The sequence below is a fragment of the Pigmentiphaga sp. MLSB6-MA01 genome, from assembly GCF_058793475.1.
The window spans coordinates 209,078-233,858 of record NZ_JBXAFV010000007.1 but is presented as its reverse complement, the minus strand read 5'-3'; the positions used below and the strand labels follow the sequence as shown (position 1 = coordinate 233,858).

General features: G+C 67.6%; 20 protein-coding genes and 1 pseudogene. 9 read left to right on the top strand and 12 right to left on the bottom strand.

Features of this window, described 5'->3' with window-relative positions:
• Positions 1-4: 4 nt before the first annotated feature.
• The gene (locus AC1Q6E_RS13885) at positions 5-247 is read right to left on the bottom strand and encodes a FeoA family protein (protein WP_296560964.1); all 243 of its coding nucleotides are present in this window, start codon (positions 245-247) and stop codon (positions 5-7) included.
• Between the two features lie 194 nt (positions 248-441).
• Here AC1Q6E_RS13885 and AC1Q6E_RS13880 point away from each other — a divergent pair, with 194 nt between their 5' ends.
• Positions 442-660, top strand: a complete 219-nt coding sequence (locus tag AC1Q6E_RS13880; RefSeq protein WP_152800202.1) for a hypothetical protein — start codon at positions 442-444, stop codon at positions 658-660.
• 63 nt (positions 661-723) lie between these two features.
• On the opposite strand, the pseudogene AC1Q6E_RS13875 reads toward AC1Q6E_RS13880, so the two are convergent.
• From AC1Q6E_RS13875 to AC1Q6E_RS13855, 5 genes and pseudogenes are all read right to left on the bottom strand, one after another.
• A pseudogene (locus AC1Q6E_RS13875) lies at positions 724-1,582 on the bottom strand (UDP-2,3-diacylglucosamine diphosphatase); the annotation flags it as partial.
• A 62-nt stretch (positions 1,583-1,644) separates the two neighbouring features.
• The gene (locus AC1Q6E_RS13870) at positions 1,645-2,568 is read right to left on the bottom strand and encodes an esterase/lipase family protein (protein WP_492572947.1); all 924 of its coding nucleotides are present in this window, start codon (positions 2,566-2,568) and stop codon (positions 1,645-1,647) included.
• Positions 2,565-3,326 (bottom strand): tetratricopeptide repeat protein, encoded by a 762-nt coding sequence (locus tag AC1Q6E_RS13865; protein ID WP_492572972.1) that lies wholly within the window; start codon positions 3,324-3,326, stop codon positions 2,565-2,567. The genes AC1Q6E_RS13870 and AC1Q6E_RS13865 overlap by 4 nt, the downstream gene beginning before the upstream one ends.
• Before the next feature lie 511 nt (positions 3,327-3,837).
• Positions 3,838-6,090 carry a TonB-dependent receptor gene (locus AC1Q6E_RS13860; protein ID WP_296560955.1) on the bottom strand — a complete coding sequence of 751 codons (2,253 nt, stop codon included), beginning with the start codon at positions 6,088-6,090 and terminating at the stop codon, positions 3,838-3,840.
• 236 nt (positions 6,091-6,326) lie between these two features.
• Positions 6,327-6,764, bottom strand: coding sequence for an RDD family protein (locus AC1Q6E_RS13855; RefSeq protein WP_152800217.1), 438 nt, complete (start codon positions 6,762-6,764; stop codon positions 6,327-6,329).
• 460 nt (positions 6,765-7,224) lie between these two features.
• Between AC1Q6E_RS13855 and AC1Q6E_RS13850 the strand changes: the two genes are divergently transcribed.
• The 3 genes from AC1Q6E_RS13850 (at position 7,225) to ilvC (ending at position 10,648) form a co-directional block, all read left to right on the top strand.
• A complete protein-coding gene (locus tag AC1Q6E_RS13850; RefSeq protein ID WP_152800216.1) occupies positions 7,225-8,946 on the top strand; it encodes an acetolactate synthase 3 catalytic subunit in 1,722 nt (573 codons plus the stop codon).
• A gap of 9 nt (positions 8,947-8,955) precedes the next feature.
• Complete coding sequence (gene ilvN, locus AC1Q6E_RS13845; RefSeq protein ID WP_087841377.1) at positions 8,956-9,447, top strand: acetolactate synthase small subunit; 492 nt, start codon at positions 8,956-8,958, stop codon at positions 9,445-9,447.
• Positions 9,448-9,631: 184 nt separating this feature from the next.
• A complete protein-coding gene (gene ilvC / locus AC1Q6E_RS13840; protein WP_152800215.1) occupies positions 9,632-10,648 on the top strand; it encodes a ketol-acid reductoisomerase in 1,017 nt (338 codons plus the stop codon).
• Between the two features lie 217 nt (positions 10,649-10,865).
• Here the strand turns inward: ilvC and AC1Q6E_RS13835 are convergent, their stop codons facing one another.
• From AC1Q6E_RS13835 to AC1Q6E_RS13810, 6 genes are all read right to left on the bottom strand, one after another.
• Positions 10,866-11,264 carry a hypothetical protein gene (locus tag AC1Q6E_RS13835; RefSeq protein ID WP_296560953.1) on the bottom strand — a complete coding sequence of 133 codons (399 nt, stop codon included), beginning with the start codon at positions 11,262-11,264 and terminating at the stop codon, positions 10,866-10,868.
• A 70-nt stretch (positions 11,265-11,334) separates the two neighbouring features.
• Entirely contained in the window at positions 11,335-12,852 is a 1,518-nt protein-coding gene (locus AC1Q6E_RS13830) for a heavy metal sensor histidine kinase (RefSeq protein ID WP_296560951.1), read from the bottom strand.
• Positions 12,842-13,519: a heavy metal response regulator transcription factor gene (locus AC1Q6E_RS13825; protein WP_152794841.1), complete on the bottom strand. Its 678-nt coding sequence runs from the start codon at positions 13,517-13,519 to the stop codon at positions 12,842-12,844. The genes AC1Q6E_RS13830 and AC1Q6E_RS13825 overlap by 11 nt, the downstream gene beginning before the upstream one ends.
• Entirely contained in the window at positions 13,516-16,719 is a 3,204-nt protein-coding gene (locus AC1Q6E_RS13820; RefSeq protein ID WP_492572946.1) for an efflux RND transporter permease subunit, read from the bottom strand. The genes AC1Q6E_RS13825 and AC1Q6E_RS13820 overlap by 4 nt, the downstream gene beginning before the upstream one ends.
• Positions 16,716-17,963 carry an efflux RND transporter periplasmic adaptor subunit gene (locus AC1Q6E_RS13815; RefSeq protein WP_296560946.1) on the bottom strand — a complete coding sequence of 416 codons (1,248 nt, stop codon included), beginning with the start codon at positions 17,961-17,963 and terminating at the stop codon, positions 16,716-16,718. The genes AC1Q6E_RS13820 and AC1Q6E_RS13815 overlap by 4 nt, the downstream gene beginning before the upstream one ends.
• Positions 17,953-19,494: an efflux transporter outer membrane subunit gene (locus AC1Q6E_RS13810; protein WP_492572945.1), complete on the bottom strand. Its 1,542-nt coding sequence runs from the start codon at positions 19,492-19,494 to the stop codon at positions 17,953-17,955. The genes AC1Q6E_RS13815 and AC1Q6E_RS13810 overlap by 11 nt, the downstream gene beginning before the upstream one ends.
• Positions 19,495-19,662: 168 nt before the next feature.
• On the opposite strand from AC1Q6E_RS13810, the gene AC1Q6E_RS13805 reads away from it, so the two are divergent.
• The 5 genes from AC1Q6E_RS13805 (at position 19,663) to AC1Q6E_RS13785 (ending at position 24,755) form a co-directional block, all read left to right on the top strand.
• Entirely contained in the window at positions 19,663-20,877 is a 1,215-nt protein-coding gene (locus AC1Q6E_RS13805) for a MarR family transcriptional regulator (RefSeq protein WP_296560943.1), read from the top strand.
• A gap of 262 nt (positions 20,878-21,139) precedes the next feature.
• Entirely contained in the window at positions 21,140-22,186 is a 1,047-nt protein-coding gene (locus AC1Q6E_RS13800; protein WP_152794308.1) for an ABC transporter substrate-binding protein, read from the top strand.
• Between the two features lie 127 nt (positions 22,187-22,313).
• Positions 22,314-23,102, top strand: coding sequence for an ABC transporter ATP-binding protein (locus AC1Q6E_RS13795; protein ID WP_492572944.1), 789 nt, complete (start codon positions 22,314-22,316; stop codon positions 23,100-23,102).
• Positions 23,099-23,926 carry an ABC transporter permease gene (locus AC1Q6E_RS13790; RefSeq protein WP_296560938.1) on the top strand — a complete coding sequence of 276 codons (828 nt, stop codon included), beginning with the start codon at positions 23,099-23,101 and terminating at the stop codon, positions 23,924-23,926. The genes AC1Q6E_RS13795 and AC1Q6E_RS13790 overlap by 4 nt, the downstream gene beginning before the upstream one ends.
• Positions 23,919-24,755 carry an ABC transporter permease gene (locus AC1Q6E_RS13785; RefSeq protein WP_296560937.1) on the top strand — a complete coding sequence of 279 codons (837 nt, stop codon included), beginning with the start codon at positions 23,919-23,921 and terminating at the stop codon, positions 24,753-24,755. Before AC1Q6E_RS13790 ends, AC1Q6E_RS13785 begins: the two co-directional genes overlap by 8 nt.
• Positions 24,756-24,781 lie beyond the last annotated feature (26 nt).

Sequence of the window (24,781 nt, the reverse complement as noted above, 5' to 3'; positions counted from 1 at the left end):
GGAGTCAGGAGGCGAGCGGTTCGACCAGGACCCGCGCGGCTTCGGAGCGGCGCAGGGCGAAGCGGGTGAAACCGATCTGTATCAGCAGGGGGTCGGCGCCGATCGGGCCGCGCGCCACGATGCGCACGCGCTCTCCGGCCACGAATCCGAGGTCGCGCAGGCGGATGGCGATGGGATCCGCCGGGGCGGCGTCTTCGACGGCGTTGACGGCGGCGTCATGGCCAAAAGGTAGCTCGGAGAGGCGGATAGCCATGTGCTGGGTCGGTGGAGGGAAATGAAAACGATTACTAATTATAAAAGTTTTACGCCGATCCGGGGCGAATAGCCGTCATCGGGGCACGGATAGGGGAAACGGCAGGAGGTAAGGAATTGCTAGCCGCGCCACCGATCCGGCCGGGCATCGGTTATCTTGATGTCGTCACATCACCGAAGGGGGGAGATATGAAGGCATCCGTCATCGTCGGCCTGCTGCTGATCGTGCTGGGCGCGGTCGCGCTGGGATACAAGAGCTTTTCGTATACGTCCGAGGAAACGCTGCTCAAGGTCGGGCCGGTCGAGGCCACCGCGGACACCAGGAAGACCGTTGCCATTCCGGTCTGGGCGGGCGTGGCCGCCATCGTGGCCGGCGCCGCGGTGATCGTGCTGGGGCGCAGGCGCTGAGGGGCGCGCCCCGGCCGGATCAGACGTCGGCCGTTTCGGTCTGCGAACTTTCGCGGGCCGGTTGGGGCGCCGGCCGTGGCGCCAGCGCCGAGGGCAGGGCCGGCAACTCCAGCGGCCGGCGGCGCCTGGATTTGATCACGGCCGGTTCGCTCGCATCGGTCAGGTGGGTCCAGTACACCAGATGCAACTGGCCGTGTTCGTCCTCGACCAGGGCCGACAGGCTTTCCACCCAGTCGCCGTCATTGCAGTACAGCACGCCGTCCACGTGCCGGATCTCCGGCTTGTGGATATGGCCGCAAACGACGCCATCGTAGCCCTGGCGCCTGGCCTCGTTGACCAGCACTTCCTCGAAGTTGGTGATGAAGGACACCGCGTTCTTCACCTTGTGCTTCAGGTATTGGGACAGTGACCAGTAGTGCAGCCCCAGGCGGCGGCGCACCCGGTTGAAGTGCAGGTTCAGCCAGAGCGCGAAGGTGTATAGCGTGTCGCCCAGGTGGGCCAGCCATTTGCTGTGCTGGATGACGCCGTCGAACTGGTCGCCGTGGGTCACCCACAGGCGCTTGCCGTCGGCGGTGACGTGGACCGCGTCTTCCTGGACCTGGATGTCGCCGAAGGCATAGCCGATGAACTGGCGCGCGAATTCATCGTGGTTGCCCGGAATGAAGACGACCCGCGTGCCCTTGCGCGCCTTGCGCAAGACCTTCTGCACCACGTCGTTGTGGGCCTGGGGCCAGGTCCAGCTCTTGCGGAGCTGCCAGCCGTCGATGATGTCGCCGACGAGGTAAAGGGTCTCGGCCTCGTTGTGCTTGAGGAAGTCCAGCAGGTGGCTGGCATTGCAGCCGGCGGTTCCCAGATGCAGGTCCGAGATCCAGATGGTGCGCCATTGGGTAGGGGGCGATGTCGTCACGCTGGCCGGGAAGATGTTTCCATGGAGTGAATGGAAACATGGCGCGATGACGTGTTTGTGACGGCGCGGGACCGTTGTCAGGCCGCGTCGCTTTCCGCCATTTCCGGGGCGTGCAGGGCTTCCAGGCGTTCTTCGATGAAGGCCCGGACGGCGGCATCGTGAGCCAGCGCCATGTGCCCCACGCGGGCGACCACGAGGCTGGCGGAGGCGCCCGGCAGCAGGGCGCGGTCGACGGGACAGACGATGTTGTCGTGGTGCGAGGCGATACAGGTGTACCGGCTGGCCATGGCCGGCGTCTCGGCGGCGTGCAGGGCGCCGAGCCAGGGGCTGTCGGGCAGCATCTGGGTCGCGCACCGCCCGCGCCCGAAGCGGGCGTGCCAGGTGCCCCGGTGTGGCGTGCCGAGCGTGATGACGTGGCCGATGGGCGCGTCGGGCGCGCCGCGCAGCGCGGCCCGCGCCGCGAGGCCGCCCATGCTGTGCGCGACCACGGTCACGCGTTCGCGGCCCGTGCGCAGTGCCAGGGCGGCGGCCTCGGCGGCCACCTGCTCGCCGAACCGGTCTATTCCGGCCCGGGGCGGTTCCAGGTCCAGCGCGGCGACGGTCCAGCCGCGCGCGGCCAGCCAGGTATCGAAGTCGCGCCAGATGCCGCGGTTGCATCCGTAGCCGTGCACCAGCAGCACGGCGCCCCGCGCGCGGGGCGGCAGGCGCATGGGCCAGCGGTGCCGCCACGGGATGTCGAGGTACATGTTGCGCAGGGAAAGGTAGGTTTCCCGGGGCATGGCGGCCAGCCAGCCGGGCGGGCCGGCGGGACCGGTGCGGTCGGTCAGCAGGCGGGCCAGCGCGAAGCCCAGGGCGACGATGGCCGCGTGGATGGCGACGGCCAGCAAGAGCGCGGCAAGCACGGCGGCGGGCCAGGGCAGCCAGGCCGACAGGGCCCAGGAGGTCAGGGCCACCAGGATCGCCACGCCGAGCGTGAACCCGCGCATGGCCCAGGCCATCATGCGGCGGGGCCTCCCGTGGCCGGGCGCGGGGTCAGTTCGGCGGCCTTGGCGCGCACGCGCGCATCGGCTGCCTGTTCCAGGAATGCACGGGCCTTGGCCAGAAAGGCCGGGGTGGCGGTCCCGGGCAGGCGATCCAGCCAGGGCAGCGCGGCGTCGATGTCGCCGCGTTCGATCAGCAGGCGCGCGTAGTTGAATTGTCCGCGGAAATCGCCGCCCTCTGCCGCGCGGCGGTAGTGTTCGAAGGCCTGCTGTTTGTCGACGGGGACTTCCCATCCGTCTTCGTGGAAGCCGCCGATGATGTTGATCGATTTCGCATGGCCCAGTGCCGCGGCTTTTTCGAACCAGGCCAGCGCCCCGGGCCGGTCGGCGGGGACGCCTTCGCCCAGTGCCAGGGCGGTGGCGTAGTTGTACATGCCCCAGTCCAGTCCCTGTTGCGCGGCCAGGCGGTACCAGTAGGCCGCCAGCACGAGGTTGACGGGCACGCCCCAGCCGTGATGGTGGCACTGGCCGAGCATGTTCATGGCCATGGGGTGGTTGGCGTCGGCGGCGCGCTTGAACCAGTACACGGCCTGTTCGCGGTCGACGGGCAGGCCCTGGCCGTCCAGCAGCATCTGCCCGAACACCGCCTGGGCCTCGGCCACGCCACCCTCCGCCGCCGCCCGCACCCAGGCCGCGGCCTGCTCGGGGGGGCCGCGCAGGATCTCGGCCAGGTCGTCGGCGGTGGCGGCGTTCAGTTGCTGACGGGAGATGGGCTCCATGGTTTTGGGGGCGTTGGTGGGAGTCATGGGATTGTGCACCAAGAACTTGGGTTCTAAACACGGCCGTGTCCGGGGGCGCGGGGCCGGATGGGGCGCAACGGAGCCGGTCCTGGCCTTTGGCCAGGACTTCCCGGCGTTCAGGTACTTGGCGGGGCGGGCGCAGGACTCGCGCGGGGACAGTCCACTGGACTGTCCCTACTGTCGCGCTCGGACAGCTGCGCCCTTGCTTCCCCGCCAAGTACCTGAACGCCGGCGGCTCCAATGCGCCCCATCCGGCCCCGCGCCCCCGGACACGGCCTGCGGCATCGCGAAGCGTGGCCCACATGGAGCGGGGTAGGGCGGAAAAGAAAAGAGGCGCCTTGCTCACGCAAGGCACCTCCCACGGGCCAACCAGGACACGTAGAATCGCCGCCCCCCGCCAGCCCGGTAGTCCCCTAGGGCACAGCGGATCCGGCTCCGCCGGTCCGCCAGTGCCGCCCCCTGGGGGGCGCGCGTAAGCGCGTAGGGGGGATCAATACTTCAAGTTGAGGTTCAGGATCGCCGCGCGGCCCGCGCCCACCGCCGCGTAGTGCGTCGAATAGGTCGAGGTGAAGTAGCGCTTGTCGGTCAGGTTCAGCAGGTTCAACTGGACGCTGACGTTGCGGTTGATGCGGTAGGCCGCCATTGCGTCGAAGCGGGTATAGCCCGGGATGTAGCGGCGCACCGCCGCGTTCGAGCCGTACTGCTTGCCGACGATGAAGATGCCGCCGCCCACCGAGATGTCGTTGGTGACGCTATAGGTGGTCCACAGGCTGGCGGTGTGCTTGGGCGTGTTGGGGAACTCCTGGCCCTGCGTGAGCGTGGTGTTGGCGCCGTTGCTGCGCACTTCGCTGTCGAGGTAGGTGTAGCCGCCGAACACCTGCCACGCCTTGGTGATGTTGCCCGAGGCGCCGACCTCGAAACCGTTGATGCGGCGTTTGCCGGCCAGGGCGTAGGTGTTGTCGGGCTGGGTGACGCGGGCGTTGGTGGTGTCGATGCGGAAGACCGCCGCGCTCAGGCCGAGGCGGTTGTCCAGTACGTTCCACTTGGTGCCCAGTTCCAGCGAGCGGTTTTTCTCGGGGCCGAGGTCCGCCGCGTTGGGGCCGACGTTGTTGCGTCCGGGGGTCAGGCTGCCGCTTTCGCTGCCCTGGCCCAGGAAGGCGTTGGCGGGGGTGGACGAGGTGCCATAGGACACGTAGACGCTGCCGTTGGACGCCGGCTTGTAGATGATGCCCAACTGGTAGTTCAGGAGGGTGTCGTTGCGGCCGACGTCGGTGGTGGCGTTGAAGTAGCGCGTCTTGTAGTCATCCACGCGCAGGCCCAGGTTGGTCTGCCAGCGGTCGTTCAGCTTGATCGTGTCGAACGCGTAGACGGACTTGGTGGTGCTCTTGAAGTGGTTGGACCGATCGCCCTCGGTGATCGTGCCGGTCCACGGGTCGTACGGGTTGGGGTTGTACAGGTCCGTGCAGTTGTAGTCGGAGGCCGCGCCCACGCCCAGGTTGCAGACGTTGGCCGCGCCGCTGCCCGCGCCGCGGTTGACCGTGTACGAGCCGTTGTCCGCTTTCTCGCGCGACAGCTCGATCCCCGCCGTGAAGCTGTGCTCGAAGCCGCCCAGCTTGCCCTTGCCGAAGATCTCGGTCTGGTTGGCGATGGTGTGGACGCCGCTGGTGCGGGTGTTGGCCCGGCGCCAGACCTTGCCGTCGACCACGTTGCCCTGGCTGTCGTCCGGCTGGGTCCACAGGTAGCGCTGGTCGGACGCGGTGTAGCGCAGCGTGTTGCGGATGGTCAGGTCGGTGCTGATGTCGTGTTCGACGCGGGCCGTGGCGACGTCCGACCGGTTCTTCATGAAGTCGGTGTTGGCCAGGCCGTAGAAATTGTCCATGTTCACGGTGACCGGGCGGATCGCCGTGACGCCGGCCGGGATCCGGTTGCCGTACATGAACGGGATGCCCGAGTCGGGCGTGTCGTTGGTCTGCAGGTGGTAGTAGCTCAGCGTGACGCGGGTGGGGGTGTTCAGGCCCCAGGTGAGCGAGGGCGCGATGCCCCAGCGCGACACGTCCACCGCCTTGCGGCCCGGCACGTCGGCGTCGTGCGCCATCGCGTTCAGGCGGAAGGCCATGTTCTCGCCCAGCAGCCAGTTGCCGTCCACCGTGGCGCGCTTGTAGTTGTCGGTGCCCAGGCCCAGCGTGGCGTTGGTGAAGTTCTCGGCCTTGGGCGCCTTGGTGATCAGGTTGATGCTGCCGCCCGCGCCGCCGCGGCCGCCATAGGCGCCGTCCGGGCCCTTGATGACTTCGATCTGTTCGAGGTTGAAGACTTCACGCGTCGTGGCGCCGATGTCGCGCATGCCGTCGACGAAGGTGCTGGCCTGTGCGTCGTAGCCGCGGATGAAGGGGCGGTCGCCCAGCGGGTTGCCGCCCTCGCCCGAGCCGAAGGTGATGCCCGGCGTCAGGCGCAGGGCTTCGGTCAGGGTCGTGGAGGCGCTGTTTTCGATGACTTCCTGCGGGATGATGGTGACGCTCTTGGGCGTGTCCAGCAGCGGCGCGGTGAATTTCTGCGAGGCCGACTGGTCGGCCTTGTACGCCGATTCGGCTTCCCCGCGCACCGTGATGGGCGCGAGCTGGCCGCTGGCGCGCGGCGCGTCGGCCGAGGTGGCGTTCTGCGCCTGGGCCTGGACGGCCGGCACGAAAGTGAGCGCGCTGATGGCGGCCGCCAAGGTATTGAACCTGAACTGGTTCGTCGATATCACCGTGAAATCCCCCGTAGGTGGGCGCGAGGCCCGGAATGAATGCGGGACGGGGTGCCGAGCCCCCGGCCTCGATGACTGAGATGAAACTCTAACGAAGAATGATTCGCATTCTTCGATGAGCGGGGACGATAGGCGTCGTGGGCTTACAGAAAGCTGAACGGCGACTGGTCAGCAGGGGATTTCGGGAAAAAAGCAACACCAGGCGCCGGATTTCCGGTGCCTGATCGGGGGACGGGCTAGCGCGTGGAAATCAGCCGGGTGCCCAGCAGGCGGTCGTGCGGGAACTGGCGGTCGCGGTCGAAGAAGGTCCAGACGAAACCCAGTCCGGTCAGGGTAAAGGGCCAGGCCAGGATGTAGCGCAGGACGGCCTTCCAGAGAGGCGGGCGGCCGCCACTGGCATCGGTCAGCCGGATGTGCCAGGTTTTCATCGGCAGGGTCTGGCCGCCCAGCCGCCAGCACAGCACGAAATAAAGGCCGATGACGCAGAACAGCCACGCCTGCCGCTCGTGCCGCAGCATGAGCGCATGCCGGCTCTGGGTCAGGGTGTCGAACAGGTAGTCGGCCACGAACACCACCCCGAACAGCAGGATGGCTTCGTACATCATGCAGGCGAACCGGCGCCAGCGGCCCGGCGCGGCCTGGGGGGCGGGGGAAGCGGATGGGGTGTCGTTCATGGGGCGCTACGATAACCCGAGCGCGGCCGGCTCCGCCCGCCCGCGGCCGCGACCCGGGGGAAAGTCCCAGTCGCCGCGAAGAGCCTTGACCGCATTGCAACATTCCTGATAGCCTAGCGGGCTCGCCGGAAACGTTACCAAAGTCGACGGCAAAGAGCTTCATCTGGCGCCAGGCACCCCTGGGCGCCATGCAGTGCAGTCAACCCAAGCCTGGCCCGCGCCAAAAGCGTCGCGGCGGCCTTTGTCCCCAGGGCGAAGGCAGTCCGGTCCCGGCCTTCCGTTTCAACCTTCAGTGCTCGTTCCGGTGAACGTGCGCGAGGTCGGCAGGGTGGGCGAGTGGAACGGTTCCGTGAACCGTGAAGCGTCGCTACATGTTGCCGGTGTCCGCGCAGGTTTGGTTTCCCTGCCGATGGCAGTACCGCCCGGGGCGTCAGCGCGAACTTGAATGGACGAAAATCCAATGGAACTCACAGGCGCAGAGATCGTCGTGCGTGCCCTGGCCGACGAAGGGGTCGAACATGTGTTCGGCTATCCGGGCGGCTCGGTCTTGTACATCTACGACGAGATCTTCAAGCAAGACAGATTCAAGCACATCCTGGTGCGTCACGAGCAGGCCGCCGTGCACGCCGCGGACGCGTATTCGCGCGTATCCAACCGCGTGGGCGTGGCCCTGGTCACCAGCGGGCCCGGCGTGACCAACGCCGTGACCGGCATCGCCACCGCCTACATGGATTCGATTCCCATGGTGGTGCTGACCGGCCAGGTGCCCACCGCGGCCATCGGCCAGGATGCTTTCCAGGAAGCCGACACGGTCGGCATCACCCGGCCGTGCGTCAAGCACAACTTCCTGGTCAAGGACGTCAAGGACCTCGCGGACGTCATCCGCAAGGCCTTCTACATCGCCCGCACCGGCCGTCCCGGCCCCGTGCTGGTGGATATTCCCAAGGACATCACGATCGCCCGCTGCAAGTACACCCCGCCGGCGGGCGAGATCAAGATGCGGTCCTATTCGCCCGTCGTGAAGGGGCACCAGGGACAGATCAAGAAGGCGGTCCAACTGCTGCTGCAGGCCGAGCGTCCCATGATCTACACCGGCGGCGGCGTGATCCTGTCCGATGCCGCGCCCGAGCTGACCAAGCTCGTGCAGATGCTGGACATGCCCTGCACCAACACGCTGATGGGCCTGGGCGCGTTCCCCGCGGACGACCGCCGCTTCGTGGGCATGCCCGGCATGCACGGCACCTACGAAGCCAACATGGCGATGCAGCACTGCGACGTGCTGGTGGCCATCGGCGCCCGCTTCGACGACCGCGTCATCGGCAATCCCAAGCATTTCTCGCAGAATGCGCGCAAGATCGTCCATATCGACATCGACCCCTCGTCGATCTCCAAACGCGTGAAGGTCGACGTGCCCATCGTGGGCGATGTCAAGGACGTGCTGCTGGACTTCCTGGCGCAGGTCGAGGCCTCGCTCAAGGAAACCAAGCGCAATCCCGAGCAGATTGCCGGATGGTGGAAGCAGATCGGCGCCTGGCGCGAGCGCGAGTGCCTGAAGTACAAGTCCTCCGACGAAGTCATCAAGCCGCAGTTCGTGATCGAGAAGCTGTGCGAGATCACGCGCGGCGAGGCCTTTGTCACGTCGGACGTGGGCCAGCACCAGATGTGGGCCGCGCAGTACTACCGCTTCAACAAGCCGCGCCGCTGGGTCAATTCCGGCGGCCTGGGCACGATGGGCGTTGGGCTGCCGTACGCCATGGGCGTGCAGATGCTGCATCCGGATGCCGACATCGCCGTCATCACCGGCGAAGGCTCGATCCAGATGAACATCCAGGAGCTGTCGACCTGCCAGCAGTACCATCTCAGCCCCAAGATCCTGTGCCTGAACAACCGGTACCTGGGCATGGTGCGCCAGTGGCAGCAGATCGACTACGGTTCGCGCTACGCCGAGTCGTACATGGATTCGCTGCCTGACTTCGTCAAGCTGGTCGAGGCCTACGGCCACGTCGGCATGCGCATCGAAAGCCCGCGCGACGTCGAGGGCGCGCTGCGCGAAGCCTTCACCACGCACAAGAAACGCCTGGTGTTCCTGGACATCATCACCGACCGCACGGAAAACGTGTGGCCCATGGTGAAGGCCGGCAAGGGCCTGACCGAGATGCTGCTCGGTTCCGAAGACCTTTAAGGAGCGCACATGAGACATGCCATATCCGTGCTCCTGGAGAACGAAGCCGGCGCACTTTCCCGCGTGGTCGGACTTTTCTCGGCCCGCGGCTACAACATCGAGACCCTGACCGTCGCCCCGACCGAGGATGCCACGCTTTCGCGCATGACCATCGTCACCTCGGGCTCCGACGACGTCATCGAGCAGATCACCAAGCACCTGAACCGCCTGGTCGAGGTGGTCAAGGTGGTGGACCTGACCGAGGCGCCGCACATCGAACGCGAACTGATGCTGATCAAGGTGCGCGCGGTGGGCAAGGAACGCGAGGAAATGAAGCGGATGGTCGATATTTTCCGCGGCCATATCGTCGACGTGACCGACAAGAGCTACACCGTCGAACTGACCGGCGACAAGGGCAAGCTGGACGCCTTCATCGAGGCGCTCGATCGTGCCAGCATTCTTGAAACGGTGCGCACCGGCAGTTGTGGCGTGGGCCGTGGCGAACGGGTATTGAAAATTTAACCCCCTGATTGGTAGTCCCCCCCTACGCGCTGACGCGCGCCCCCCAGGGGGCGGCACTGGCGGACCGGCAGAGCCGGATCCGCTGTGCCCTTGGTCTCTCGGGGTCATCCGAGGGGCTGAGGTGGGGGTGGTAAGTGTTTGATTGAATTTGAACTGATTCTGAATTGAATCTTGGAGAGCATCCATGAAGGTTTTCTACGATAAAGATTGTGATCTGTCGCTGATCAAGGGCAAGACCGTGGCCATCATCGGCTACGGTTCGCAGGGCCATGCCCATGCCCAGAACCTGAACGACTCCGGCGTCAAGGTCGTGGTCGGCCTGCGCAAGGGCGGCGCGTCGTGGGACAAGGCCGCCAACGCCGGCCTGACGGTCAAGGAAGTGAACGAGGCGGTGAAGGAAGCCGACGTCGTCATGATCCTGCTGCCCGACGAGAACATCGCCAAGGTCTATGCCGAGAACGTCGGCCCGAACATGAAGAAGGGCGCCGTGCTGGCCTTCGCCCACGGCTTCAACGTCCATTACGGCGCCGTCGTGCCCCGTGAAGACATCGACGTCATCATGGTCGCTCCCAAGGCCCCCGGCCACACCGTGCGCGGCACGTACACCCAGGGCGGCGGCGTGCCCCACCTGGTGGCCGTGCATCAGGACAAGTCCGGCGCCGCCCGCGACATCGCCCTGTCGTACGCCATGGCCAACGGCGGCGGCCGTGCCGGCATCATCGAGACCAACTTCCGCGAAGAAACCGAAACCGACCTGTTCGGCGAGCAGGCCGTGCTGTGCGGCGGTACCGTCGAGCTGATCAAGGCCGGCTTCGAGACGCTGGTGGAAGCCGGCTACGCGCCCGAGATGGCCTACTTCGAGTGCCTGCACGAGCTCAAGCTGATCGTGGACCTGATCTACGAAGGCGGCATCGCGAACATGAACTACTCGATCTCGAACAACGCGGAATACGGCGAATACGTCACCGGCCCGCGCATCGTGAACGAGGACACCAAGAACGCCATGCGCGCCGTCCTGAAGGATATCCAGACCGGCGAGTACGCCAAGAGCTTCCTGCTGGAGAACATGGCCGGCGCCCCGACGCTGAAGTCGCGCCGTCGCTTGAACGCCGAGCACGATATCGAAGTGGTCGGTGGCAAGCTGCGCGACATGATGCCCTGGATCCGCAAGAACAAGCTGGTCGATCAGAGCAAAAATTAGGCCCCCCCCTACGCGCTTGCGCGCGCCCCCCAGGGGGCGATGCGGGTGGACCGGCTGAGCCGGATCCACCGCATCCTGGGTTTGGGAACCCCTCACGCTTGCGTGGGGTGTGCCCTGGGTTTGGAACCCTCACGCTTGCGTGGGGGTTTTTCTTTTGGGGGCGGGTAGGGGGCGCTGCGTTGGCCGGGGGCGGGGTCGCGTCGCCCGAGTCCGGCCGTCAGCGGCGGGGGCCGTGCATCCAGCCGCCGCGGTGCAGGGTCCATTGTCCGCCCGAGCCGTGGGTCCAGCCAGGCTGGCGATAGAACATGCCGGGGCGCGGATGTTCATAGTGCCCCGGATACCAGACGTGGCGGCTGCCCACCCAGTCCCAGTATCCGCCCACCCAGATGGCGCCGGTGAACGGCGCCACGGGCACGGCTTCGACATACGGCACGGGCGGCGCGACGGTGGCGGTCACCACGTCGCCGTACCCGTAGTCGTAGCCCGGTGCCGGCACGACGGCGCAGCCGCCCAGGAGCGCCGCGCCCAGTACCGCCGCGGCGGCATGCCCCGGCCATTTCCGTGTGCCTCGCGCAGCGCGTTCGGCAGTGGTTTGAAGCAACGCGGTCGTCTTCATGGTGAGTCTCCTCGTGCACTGGGCACAGGCGATGACGAACCCATTCTCCGGCCGCCGGCTTAGGCGATTCTTAAGGCCGGGGCGAGGCCAGCGGCAGGTTGTCCCGGGAGGCTTCCCGCGGGGCGGAAAGGCCGGACGGGGCGGGGCCGGAGCCGGGGGGGCCGGCCATCGCCGCCGGCAGGCGGATGGCGATGGTCACCAGCCCGTTGGCCTGGCTCACGAGCACGTCGCCGGCATGCATGGCGGCGATGGCCTTGACGATGGCCAGCCCCAGGCCGTGGCTCTCGCCGCTGTTGTGGCGGGCGTCGTCCACGCGGTAGAAGCGGTCGAACAGGTGCCGCAGCTGCTCGGGTGAAATCGGATCACTGGCATTGGAGATCGCCAGTTCCGCCGTCATGCCGTCGCGCAGGCCGATCCGGACGGAGATCAGCTTGCTGCCCAGGGAATGCTGGATGGCATTCTGCAGCAGGTTGCTGAGCGCCCGGCGCAGCAGCGGCGTCTGGACGCGCACCTGCGCGTCGCCGTGGACTTGTACCCGCATGCCGGCATCGTCCAGCACCATGTCGAAGAAGTCGATGATCTTGCCCATTTCTCCGGCCAGCGACACCGCCACGAGGTCGTGCGCGCGTTCGCCTTGTTCCGCGCGGGCCAGGAAGAGCATGTCCGCCACGATGCCGCGCAGGCGCTCCAGTTCTTCGAGATTCGACTGCAACACCTCGCGCAGCTCGGCGACGCCGCGGCTGCGCGAGAGCACCACCTGCGTCTGGCCGATCATGTTGGCCACGGGCGTGCGCAGTTCGTGGGCCACGTCGGCATTGAAGGTTTCCAGCTGCTGGTACGCGGTATTGAGGCGGTCGAGCGCGGCGTTGAACGAGGCGGCCAGATCGAGCAGTTCAGCGGGCAGGACGGGCAGCCGCAGGCGTTCGCCGCCCCGGTTGCGGCCGATACGCTGCGCTTCGGCCGAGAGTTGCTTGAGCGGTTTCAGGCCGATCACCGCGATCCAGTAGCCCAGCGCCGCCACGAGCAGCGCGGCGGCCGGCGTCAAGGCCATCAGCGCGGTGCGGAAGTTGAGCAGCGTGCCGGCGATGGCGCCCGCGTCCATGCCTATCATCAGTTGCACCGCGGGCCGCACGTCGTTCGCGGGCAACTGCGCGCCCAGCACGGCGAAGCTCTCCTGGCCGGCCGCGTCGGGCACCACGCGGATGCGGCCGTCGGGATCGACCTCCCGGGCCAGGCGTTCGGCGCCGTCGCCGTAGCGGTACCTGGGGTCGTCGCTCCAGAGCCAGTAGCGGGTATGGGGATCGCCGCGCTCCATGTCTTCCATCTTGGCCGCCGCCCGGCTGGCCAACTGGGGCGAGCGGCCATGTTCCAGCAGGTAGCGCAGGTCGGCAAGCCGCCCTTGCATCTGCTCGCGCTGGTAGTGGTCGAGCTCGCGGTCGAGCACCCGGTAGAGCGCCGCGCCCATCAGCGTGAAGATGGCCACCGCGGTGACGGCGAACATCAGCGCGAGGCGCGCGGAGATCGACCACGAGCGGGATGCCTTGTCCGGAGCGGATCGCGTGGGCGCCGGTTCGCCGTCAGCTGGCATCGCGTTCCTCCAGCGTGTAGCCCATGCCGCGGATGGTATGCAGGAGCGGGGTGCCGAAGGGAAGATCCACCTTGGCGCGCAGGCGCTTGACGGCCACTTCGACGACATTGGTGTTGCTGTCGAAGTTCATGTCCCATACCAGTTCGGCGATGGCGGTCTTGGACAGGATCTCGCCCTGCCGGCGCGCGAGCAGCTCCAGCAGCGCGAATTCCTTGGCCGTGAGGTCGATGCGCTGCCCCGCGCGCGTGACCTTGCGCCGGATCAGGTCGATGGCGAGGTCTCCCACGCGCAGCAGCGTCTGCTCCTGCGCGCGCCCGCGCCGGGTGAGCGCCTGCAGGCGCGCCTGCAGTTCGATGAAGGAAAAGGGCTTGACCAGATAGTCGTCCGCGCCTTCGCGCAGGCCGCGCACGCGGTCTTCGACGCCGTCGCGCGCGGTCAGCATGATCACCGGCGTGCCTTTCACGGCGCGCAGCGAGCGCAGGATGTCGAAGCCGTTCAGGCCCGGAAGCATGACGTCGAGCACGATCACGTCGAAGTCGTAGTGCACGGCCAGGTGCTGGCCGTCGATGCCGTCGTGCGCGACGTCCACCGTCCAGCCCTGCTCGGTCAGGCCCTGGCACAGGTAGTCGGCGATCTTGCGCTCGTCTTCGATGATCAGCACTTTCATGGTTCACCTATCGTAGTGGGCGCGGGTGGCGTTGTCACGGGCCGGCTGCGGCGTGCTTTCCAGGCAGCCTTCCTGCGCTCGAACCAGTAATGCGCATCGTCCAGGTAAAGATAGATGATGGGGGTGGTGAACAGCGTCAGTACCTGCGAGAGCAGGAGACCGCCGACCATGGCGTAGCCCAGCGGGCGGCGCAGCTCGGAACCGGCGCCGTGGCCCAGCATGAGCGGCAGGCCGCTCAGGAGCGCGCACATGGTCGTCATCATGATGGGCCGGAACCGCAGCAGGCAGGCCTCGAAGATCGCGTCGCGCGGCGACAGCCCCTTGTCGCGCTCGGCATGCAGGGCGAAGTCCACCATCATGATGCCGTTCTTCTTGACGATCCCGATCAGCAGGATGATGCCGATGAGGGCGATCACGCTCAGGTCGTAGCCGCCCGCCATGAGCGCCAGCAGGGCGCCCACGCCGGCCGAGGGCAGTGTCGACAGGATGGTGAGCGGATGGATGTAGCTTTCATAGAGCAGGCCCAGCACGATGTAGACGGCGATCAGCGCGGCGGCGATCAGGTAGGGCTGGGTGCGCAGCGAGTCGCCGAACGCCTGCGCCGTGCCCTGGAAATTGCCGTGCAGCGTGGGCGGTACGCCCATGTCGGCCTGCGCCTGCTGGATCGCGTCGACGGCCTGGCCCAGCGAATGGCCGGGTTGCAGGTTGAACGAGATCGTCGCCGCGGGAAACTGGCCCTGGTGGTTCACCGCGAGGTAGCCCGTGTGCGTGGTGTCGACCTTCACGAAAGTGGACAGCGGGACTTGCTGGCCGGTGATGGGCGAAGTGAGATAGAGCTTGTCGAAAAGCTGCGGATCCTTCTGCAGGGCGGGGGTGACCTCGAGCACGACGAAATAGCTGTTGAGCTGGGTGAAGTACTGCGCGACCTGCCGCTGGCCGACGGCATCGTTGATGGTCGCGTCCACCAGCGCGGGCGTGATGCCGTAGCTCGATGCGCGTTCGCGGTCTATGGTGACCAGCGCCGTGGGCGCGGCGTTCTGCTGGTCCGAGGTCACGTCGGCGAGTCCGGGCAGGTCGCGCAGCCGGGCGGCGATCCGCGGCGTCCAGGCGTTGAGCTCCTCCAGGTCGGTGTCGGTCAGCGTGTACTGGTACTGCGCGCGCGAAATGCGCCCGCCCACGTTGATGTCCTGTCCGGCCTGCATGTAGAGGGTGATGCCCGGCACTTTCGCGAGCTTGGGCCGCAGCCGGGCGATCACCTCGTCGGCCGTGGCCTCGCGGCCGTCGTCGACCGACTTCAGGCCGATGAACATGTTGCCGGAGTTGAATGTGCTGGCGCCGGCCTGCATGCCGAAGGCCGTGACGTCCGGGTCCTGGCGGACAATGTCGGCGATGGCGAGCATGCGGTCGTGCATGGCGTCGGACGAGGTGTCCTGGCCGGCAACCGCCGAGCCGAAGATGAAGCCCGTGTCCTGCTGGGGAAAGAAGCCCTTGGGTATCATGATGTAGAGGATCACCGTCGCCGTCACCGTGGCGATGAAGCTCAGCAGCGTGATGAAGCGGTGGCGCAGGACCACCTCCAGGCCGCGGCGGTAGCCCGACAGCATGAGTTCGAAGCCGCGCTCGAACCACAGGTAGAGCCGGCCGTGATGGGGGGGGCGCGGTGCGCCGGGTTCGTCGTCCTTGTCCTCGTTGTGCAGGAACTTGGCGCACAGCATGGGCGTGACCGTGAGCGAAACCAGCACCGAGACCGCGATCGTGATGGTCACGGTGACCGCGAATTCGCGGAACAGCCGGCCCACGATGCCGCCCATGAGCAGCAGGGGAATGAACACCGCCACGAGCGAGACGGAGATCGAGATGATGGTGAAGCCGATTTCTCGCGACCCTTGCAGCGCGGCCTGCAAGGGCCGCATGCCGTCCTCGATATGCCGGTAGATGTTCTCCAGCATCACGATCGCATCGTCCACCACGAAGCCCACGGCGATGGTCAGCGCCATGAGGGAGAGATTGTCCAGGCTGTAGCCGACCACGTACATGACGGCGGACGTCCCCAGGATCGCGAGCGGTACGGTCAGGCTGGGGATGAGGGTGACCGCCACGTTGCGCAGGAACATGAAGATGACGGCCACGACCAGGGCGATGGAGAGCAGCAGCGTGAACTCCACGTCCTTGACCGAGGCCCGGATGGTCTGCGTGCGGTCGACCAGCGTGTTCACGGTGATGCTGGGCGGGATGCCTGCCGTGAGGGTGGGCATGGCGGCCTGGATGCGGTCTACCGTCTCGATCACGTTCGCCCCGGGCATCTTGGTGATGGCCAGCAGGATGGTGCGGCCATTGGCGATGTCGTTGCCCCGGTCGGCCGCCGGGCCGGCGAAGGCCCAGGCGGATACCTTGGCGTTCTCGGGGCCGTCGACCGCGATGCCGATGTCGCGCACGCGGATCGGCGCGCCGTTGCGCCAGGCCAGTACCACGTCGTTCCAGGGACCGGCCTTGAGGAGCTGGTCGTTCGTGTAGACGTTGAATGCCTGCGACGCGCCGTCTATGGTGCCGGTCGCCGCGCTGACCGTGGTGTTGGCGATCACGCCGCGGATGTCCTCCAGGCTCAGGCCGAGGGCCTTGAGCCTGGCGGGATCGGCCTGGATGCGCACGGCCGGTTTCTGCTGGCCGAACACGGTCACCAGGCCGACGCCCTGGATCCGCGAGATCTGCTGGGCGAGGATGTTCTCGGCCGTGTCATCCACCTGGGTGAGTGGCAGCACCTTGGATTGCACGCCCAGGATCAGCACCGGCGAATCGGCCGGGTTGATCTTGCGGAAGGTGGGAGGGGTGGGCAGCGTCTTGGGAAGCTGGCCCGTGGCGGCGTTGATGGCCGACTGGACGTCCAGCGCCGCGCCGTCGATGTCGCGCGCCAGATCGAATTGCAGCGTGATCTGCGACAGGCCGAGCGAGCTGGTCGAGGTCATCTGCGTCAGGCCCGGGATCAGCGAGAACTGGCGCTCCAGGGGCTGCGCCACGTTCGAGGCCATGGTTTCGGGGCTCGCGCCCGGCAGCCGGCCCGTGACCTGGATGGTCGGGAAATCCACCTGCGGCAGCGGCGCGACAGGCAGCAGGGGCCAGGCCGCGATCCCGACCAGCAGCAGCGCCACCGCCAGCAGGGTGGTGCCGATGGGACGCCGGATGAAGGTTTCCGAGATGTTCATGCGGCGCTCCCCTGGCGGGCGGCGGCGCTGTCCTTGGGCGGAGTGCCTTCGGGGCGGGCTTCCACGACGTCGGCGCCGGGCGTCAGGCGGTACTGGCCGTCGGACACGACGCGCTGGCCCGCCCGCAGGCCCTTGGTCACCACGGCCAGGTCGCCCTCGGTGCCGCGGACCTCGATCGGCTGCACCTGCGCCTTGCCTTGCTCGTCCACCACGTAGGCGAACAGGCCGTCCTGGCCGCGCTGCACGACGGCGTTGGGAACGACCAGCGCATGCGGTTCGGTGCCCAGCACCAGCCGCGCGTTGGCGGATTGTCCGGGCCAGAGCTTGTGCTGCGGGTTGGCAAAGCGCGCCTTCAGCGAAATGGTCCCGGTCGCGATATCGATCTGGTTGTTCAGGAGGGTGAGTTCCCCCGTGGCGAGTACCTCGCGCGTGCCCGGGTCCAGGGCCTGAACCTGGAGCGGGCGGCCCGAGTTGATGGCGCGGTTCACCGCCTGGAATTGTTCCTGGGGCAGGGTGAATTGCAGCGCGATCGGATCGATCTGGTTCACCACGAGCAGGCCGCCGGCGTCGCTGGCGTGGACGATGTTGCCGGGATCCACCAGCCTTGCGCCCACCCGGCCGGAGATGGGCGAGGCGATGGTGGTGAAGCTCAGGTTCACGCGCGCGAGATTCTCCTGCGCGGCATCGTTGCGCACCGTCGCCTCGAGCTGGCGCACCAGCGATTGCTGCGTTTCCAGCGTCTGGCGCGTGGTGGCTTCGTCGCGGATCAGTTCCGTATAGCGCTGCAGGTCCACCCTGGCGTTGGCCAGCAAGGCCTCGTCCTTGGCGCGCTGCGCCTGGACCTGCTGCAACTGCGCTTCATAGGCGCGCGCGTCCAGGCGGGCCAGGACCTGCCCGGCCTTGACGTCCTGGCCTTCCTTGAACTCTACCCGGTCGAGCTGGCCGTCCACGCGCGTATGTATCGTCACCGAGGCGACGGTGACGACCGTGCCCATGCCGGTCACCGCGATCGGCATGTCCATTTCCCGCACCAGCGCCATGTGTACCGGCACTTTGGCGGCGGCCTGCGCGCGCGTGCTGCCGGCTCGTGGTTCCTGGGACCGGGCCTGCCATTGCGGGAAAGCGAACGCCAGCGCGATGGCGGCAGCCACCGCCGTCAGGCCCCAGGCCTTGGCGCGTGTCTTGGGAGGGCGTCCGGCCGTCGGCGCCGCGGTTTCGCGGCCCTGGTCCTGGTCAATTTTCATGATGAATGTCCTTCGAATCCGCGGCGATTTCCTGGCGGCTCGCGGCGCTGTCCTCCGGCAGTTGCCCGGTGGTCCAGCCGCCGCCCAGTGCCTTCACGAGCGCGACGCTGGCCGCGAAGGCGCGTCCCTGCGCCTGCAGCGAGTTGCGCTCGTTGGTGAGCGCGAGCGCCTGGGCGGTGATGACGCTGGTGTAGGTGGCGGTGCCCGCGCGGTATTGGCTCAAGGTCACGCTTTCGGCCCGGCGCGCGGCCAGGAAGGCGCGACGATCGGCGTCGTACTCCTGCCGCAACGCGTGGACGGCCGCGAGGTTGTCCTCCACTTCCTGGAAGCCGTTCAGCACGGTCTGGCGGTAGGTGGCGGCGGCCACGTCGAAGTTGGCCCGTGCCCGGGCGAGTCCGGCGCTGCGCGCGCCGCCGTCGAAGAGGCTGCCGGCCAGCGCCAGCCCGAGTGCCCACACCTTGCCCGGCGCGGCGGTCCAGCTTGCCAGCCCGAGTCCGACCCCGGTGTTGCCGCCGGAGGCGTTGAGCGTCAGGTTCGGATAGAACGCCGCCTGTGCGACGCCGATCTGGGCGTTGGCGGCCGCCACGCGGCGCTCCGCGCCGGCGATGTCGGGGCGCCGTTCCAGTAATTGCGAGGGCAGTCCGGAGGGGACGCCGGGCAGCGCGGGCAGCTCGGCCGGGTCGTTCGCGGCCAGGGTGAAGTCCGAGGGCGTACGGCCCAGCAGCACGGCCAGGGCGTGTTCGAGCTGGCGGCGCGTGAGGTCCACGTCGATGGCCTGCGCCTGGGTGGCGGCCAGCGTGCTTTCCGCGAGCGAGACATCGGCCTGGGTCGCCACCCCCGCGCGGAACTGGGCCTGCGCGAGTTGCAGGGACTTGCCGTAGGCTTCGATGGTGCGCGCATAGAGCGCCTGCTGGCGATCCAGGATGCGTAATTGCAGATAGTCGTTGACTACGCTGGCCTGCACGGCCAGCCGCGCGGCGGCCAGGTCGGCGGCGCTGGCCTGGGCGGTGTCGGCGGCGGACTCCACGCCGCGGCTCACGCTGCCCCAGAAATCGGGTTCCCACGACGCGTTGATCGACCAGGCATGGCCATCGGCGAGGGTGCTGCGGCCGCCGCTGACGGTGCGCGCGCGCTGTGCCGAAGCGCTCGCGCCGACGACGGGATAGTAGGCGGCCTGCGCGCCCTGCACCAGGGCCTGCGCCGCGCGGTACTGGGCCTGGGCCTGGGCCAATGTCTGGTTCGCGGTGTTGGCCTGCTCGATGAGCGTGTCGAGGCGGCTGTCGCCGTAGGCCCGCCACCAGGGCTGATCGGGGTCTGGCGCGCTGGGCCTGGCCGTACGCCAGGCGCCGTCTTCCTTGAACGCGGCCTGGCTGGCGGCGCCATCCGGTGCCGCCGGGCGTACATAGTCCGGCCCCACGGCGCAGCCGGCCAGGAGGCAGGCGGCCGCCAGGCCGGGCCAAAGAGAGGGGCCGCAGATACGGCGGCGTCCCCGCGCGCGGCGTCTGGCGGTCTGGAGTTCGAAGGTGGGCATGGACGACCTCATTGGTGAGATCACTGTAGGAATCGCCGGGTAACAAATCGCTGACGGGGAAATGACAAAACTGTCAGCAAGGCAGTGTCCGGCGGCAGCCGTGTCCAGTCCTCGGGGTTTCCGTAAGGAATACGGTAGAATGCCGTACAAATTACGGAGATGCCCGGCATGGCCAAGAGCGAACGTTTCGAAATGCGCCTGGACGAGTCGTCCGCGGCGGCCATCGATGCCTGGCGCGACGCCAGCATGGCCGGCGCGTCGCGGGCGCAGGCGGTCAGGGCGTTGATCGAGCGCGGCCTGGCGGGCGCGCCCGGCGAGGGGCCCCGGTTCAGCGACGGCGAGAAGACGCTCATGGCGTTCATGGGCGACCTGTTTCGCCATCTGGGCGCGCCGGCGGAAAGGGTGGATGCCGTGTGCAGGGGGTTTGCCACCGGCAACCATTGGGCCGTCGATCTGGAGATGGGCGGGCTGTACGGTCCGCCATCGGCGGCATCGCCCGATGATGCGCGCTTCGTGCTGTCGGTGCTCGAGATGTGGGAGGTGTTCGAGTCCGCGTTCGAGGATTTTTCCGAAGCCCAGCGGGCGCAAGTGCTCGGGGGCGGGGAGGGGGCGCAGCGGCGCGCGCGGGGAGCGCGCCGGGCCGCCGAACCGCGGTTCGGCGGTTTCGATGCGGTCCACGAGCCCGAATTGCTGCGGATCGCGGAGTTCCTGGTGCGCGAGATGCGGCGTTTCGGGCGATTCGCCGGACGCAATCTGGTGGCGGCTCAGGGCGGGGCGCGTCGGGATCATGCGGCCCGCCTGCGGTACTACGAAAGGCTGCTGCCGACGCTGGCGGGGCGGCGGCCGACGCCGGACGAGGTCCGAGAGTTCCTGTGGCTGCGGGCCGAGGCGCCGGGCCATGCGACGGAGGCCGGGGACCGGAGCGTGTCTCATCTCAAGGAGTTCTCCTTCCATCGCTTCGGCCTGTTGGCGCCGCGCGTCAACGCGCTCAGCCGGGTGCTGACGCGCAGCGCGGTGCAGTTCGCCAAGGCGGAATACGGGCTGTCGCAGGTGGAGTGGCTGGCCGTCACCCTGCTGGGCGCGTTCGAGCCGGTCTCCATTGGTGAGCTGGCCTATCACGCGATGCTGGATGCGGGGCAGATGAGCCGGACGGTGTCCGGGCTGGTCGAGCGGGGGTTCGTCGAGCGTCGGCGCAGCGAGGCGGACAGCCGCGAAACCGTGTTGACGCTGACCGGCGAGGGCGAGGAAATGCGGCGGCGCCTGGCGGAGGCGGCGGCGGCCCGCAACCGCCACGTGGTCGGGGACCTGCCCGAGAGCGAGCTTGCCATCGTCTACGCCCGCCTGGACGGGTTCATCGCCAGGGCGCGGCAATTGGTGGACTAGCGGTCTGTACGTATAAATATGATTTATTCATATTAATTCGTATCGAGGACTGATCCGGCGAGTTGCGGTTTAGCCTTGATTTATATGGAGTATTTGGTTTTCACTGCTTGATGGCTAGCATCCTAGGGAAAACTCCACCATTTTTTTATTTGACTGAATCAAATAAAAAATCGCAGAATGCATCGTGTGAAGGAAGGGGTGCCCCGGCCATGCGCCGGGATGCGCCACCTGATTGCGTTCCATCCGATTCAGGAGCCCTGCGATGCCGGCTTTATCCCTTGGTCCTTTCTCTTCGTCGATCACCGCCGCGCGGTTCTTGTCGATCCTGGCCCTGTCGGCCGCCGCGTTCCCCGCGCTCGCCGCCGACGGCGATGCCTGCGCCGCGGTGGACCTGTCCGCGGCCAAGTCCCCGCCGGTCGCGATCCGCTACGGCACGACCGGCGGCGGCGAGGAGCCGCTGGCGCTGTTGTGGGCGGACCAGGCCAGCTATCCCGGCAATGGCAGGTTCTATACCTTGCAGGTCACGGAGTTCACGTCCACTGACCGCATGACGGCTTTCCAGGCCGGGCAGATCGATGCCGGCACGATCAGCTTTCCCTCGCTGGTGACGGCGGTGCACGTGGGCATCGACGCGCGGGCGGTCGCCTCCCTGATCCAGGTCAACGAGGCCGACAACGAAGGCGCGTTCGCGGCGCTGTCCAGCGGCGGCATCCGCGACATCAAGGACTTCAAGGGCAAGAAGGTCGGCTACTACGGGCCCAATACGATCAGTGAATACTGGGTCAAGAGCGCGCTGCGGCGCGCCGGCATGAAGCCGAACGACGTCTCGTTCGTGTCGCTGCCACCGCCCGCGCAGGAGCAGGCCTTGCGCAACGGCCAGATCGACGTGGCCTGGCTGGCCCGCCAGTTCCTGTTCAAGGCGAAGTCCGCGGGGGGCGTGGAAACCATCATGACGCCGTTCCAGGCCACGGGCGGCGCCAACCAGCCCAGCCTGCTGATTTTCTTTTCGCCCAGGTTCATCAAGGCCCATCCCCAGGCCTATTGCGCATGGCGCAAGGATTACCAGCAGGCCCTGGCCAACTGGTCGGCCAACCGCGACGCGGCCTATCCGAAGCTGATCGCCGCCAAGTACGTGACGCCGTTCTCGGCCAAGGCGGGCGCCGATGGCGGACGCAGTCCCGACGGCTCGGTCCTGCTGGCCGAGTTCGACGCCACGATGAAGGACATGGCGGCTTCCCGCTTCCTGCCGCCGTCCATGGTGCAGCCCGCCGCCAAGCTGGTGATGCCGGGCTATTCGCTCGTGAAATAGCCCACCCCCTACCCGCTGCGCGGGCCCCCTCGAGGGGGCGGCACTGGCGGACCGGCGGAGCCGGATCCGCTGTGCCCTGGATTGGGTCCGGGGCTGCATGGAAGGGTTTTCGCTTCGAGGAGTTCTCTTGCTGGAAGTCAAACGCGTGACGAAGACGTTTCGTCGCGGCAAGCACATCGTCAACGCGCTGGCGGCGGTCGACCTGACCGTCCGCAAGGGCGAGTTCCTGACCATATTGGGTCCCAGCGGCTGCGGCAAGACGACTCTGCTGCACATGCTGGGCGGATTCGAGTTTCCGACCGAGGGCAGTGTCGAGATCGAGGGCCGGCCCATCACCGGTCCCGGCCGCGATCGCGGCATGGTCTTCCAGGAGGCCATGCTGTTTCCGTGGCGCACGGTACGCGCCAACGTGGCATGGCCGCTGCAGGTGGCGGGCACGCCCAGGCGCGAGGCGCACGCGCGGGCCGACGAACTGCTGGCCATGGTCGGCCTGTCGCGGTTCGGCAATGCCTATCCCGGCGAATTGTCGGGCGGCATGCGCCAGCGCGCGGCGCTGGCGCGGACGCTGGCGATGGAGCCCAGCGTGCTGTTGATGGACGAACCTTTCGGCGCGCTCGACGCGCAGACGCGCGAGGTCATGCAGGAGGAACTGACGCGGCTGTGGCAGGCCTCGGGCCTGACGGTGGTCTTTATCACGCACGATATCAACGAGGCCATTTTCCTGGGCGACCGGGTGGTCGTGATGGGGGCTTCGCCCGGCCGCGTGGTCGAGGATCGCGCCATCGAGCTGGAGCGTCCGCGTTCGTCGGAAACCAAGGCCGATCCGCGCATCCTCGAATATCGCTCGCATCTGTGGGACGTGCTGCGCCGCGAGTCGGCCAGGAGCGCGCCCGAGATGGCGGAGGCCGGACGATGAGCACGTCGGGCAGCATGGCCGCGCAGTTGATGCGCAGGCAATCCTTCCTGGGCGCCTCGCGCGAACGGACCTGGCTGGTATCGAGCCTGTTCACGGCGTCCATCCTGGCCGCATGGGAAGCGCTGGCGGTGGCGGGCGTCTTGCCTGAATACCTCTACGGGCCGGTCGAGATCGCCCGGGCCTTCGTGGAACTGGCGCGCAGCGGCGACCTGGCGGCGCAGACCGGGCCGAGCCTCTACCGGGCATTGAGCGGCTTTTTCATCGGCAGCGCCATCGGCGTCATGCTTGGCCTGCTGGCCGGTGTCTCGCGGGTGTTCCGTGACCTGTTCGATCTGACCCAGTCGTTCACCCATCCCATTCCCAAGATCGCGCTGTTCCCGGCCATCGCGGTGCTGCTGGGTTTCACCGACAAGTCGCGCATCCTGGTGATCGCCATCAGCGCCTTCTATCCGTCCTACCTGAACGCGATGAACGGCGCGCTGGGCATCAACGCGCGGCTGCTCTGGGTGGCGCGCAACGTCGGCGCCTCGAAACTGCGCACCTTCTTCCAGGTTGTGGTGCCCGCGGCCATGCCGCGCGCGCTGGTGGGCGTGCGCATCAGCCTGATGATCTCCTTCGTCCTGATGGTCGCCACCGAGGTGGTCGGGCATTCCAACGGCCTGGGCGCCGGCCTGATGGAGGCGTACCGCGATGGCGAGTACGGCGCCATGTACGCGGGCATCGTCGCGGTCGCGCTGTGCGGCGTGGCCTCGAACGCCGTGCTGCAACTGGCGGCGCGCGCCCTGGGCGGCGGCCGCCATGCGGGAGGGGCCGGCCATGGCTGACGCCGATATCCGCGCGGCGCGCCCGGCTGCCGGAGCCGTGCCGGATACGTTCGCGGGACGTGGCCTGTCGGCGGTCCTGCTGTCGAGTCCCGTGCTCAAGGCGCTGGGCCTGGCCGCGGTGCTGGGGGCCTGGCAACTCTACGCGACCATCAACGGCACGCGCCTGACGCCGGGCCTGGAGGTCATCGGCCAGAGCTTCATGCAGTTGCTCGAGGACGGCGAACTGCTGGAGCACGCGGCCATCACGCTGACGCGCGGTTTCGCGGGACTGGCGATTTCGTTCCTGGTGGCCGGCCTGCTGGGTTTCGTGGCCGCGCGCAGCTGGGTGGTGGATGCCGCGCTGGGGCCGTTCGTCACCTTCGGCTACCCGGTGCCCAAGCTGGCGTTGTACCCGGTCATCATCCTGTTGCTGGGACTGGGCGCGGGCTCGCGCATCGCCCAGGTGGCGCTGGAGTGCTTTTTTCCGATCTTCGTGCACTGCTACGCCGGCGCCCGCGCCGTCGCGCCGAAGATGGAGTGGCTGGCGCGCAATACCGGCGCCGGCCGCTGGCGGCTGCTGGCCGATGTGATCGTGCCCAGCGCGCTGCCTTTCGTGTTCACCGGCTTGCGCGTGGCGGTACCCATCATGTTGATCGTCATGACCGTGACCGAGTTCATCGGCGACTCGCAGGGCCTGGGCTATCTGATCGCGCGCTCGGCATCGTATTTCGATACCGCATCGGCCTTCGCGGTGGTCGCCACGCTGGGAGCGATCGGCTTCGTCAGCGACCGGGTCGTCGTCAAGCTGCGCGGCCGCGTGGTGTTCTGGGAGAAAGGCGCCTCGCTCTGATCGTCTCCCTTTTCTTCACATCCCAT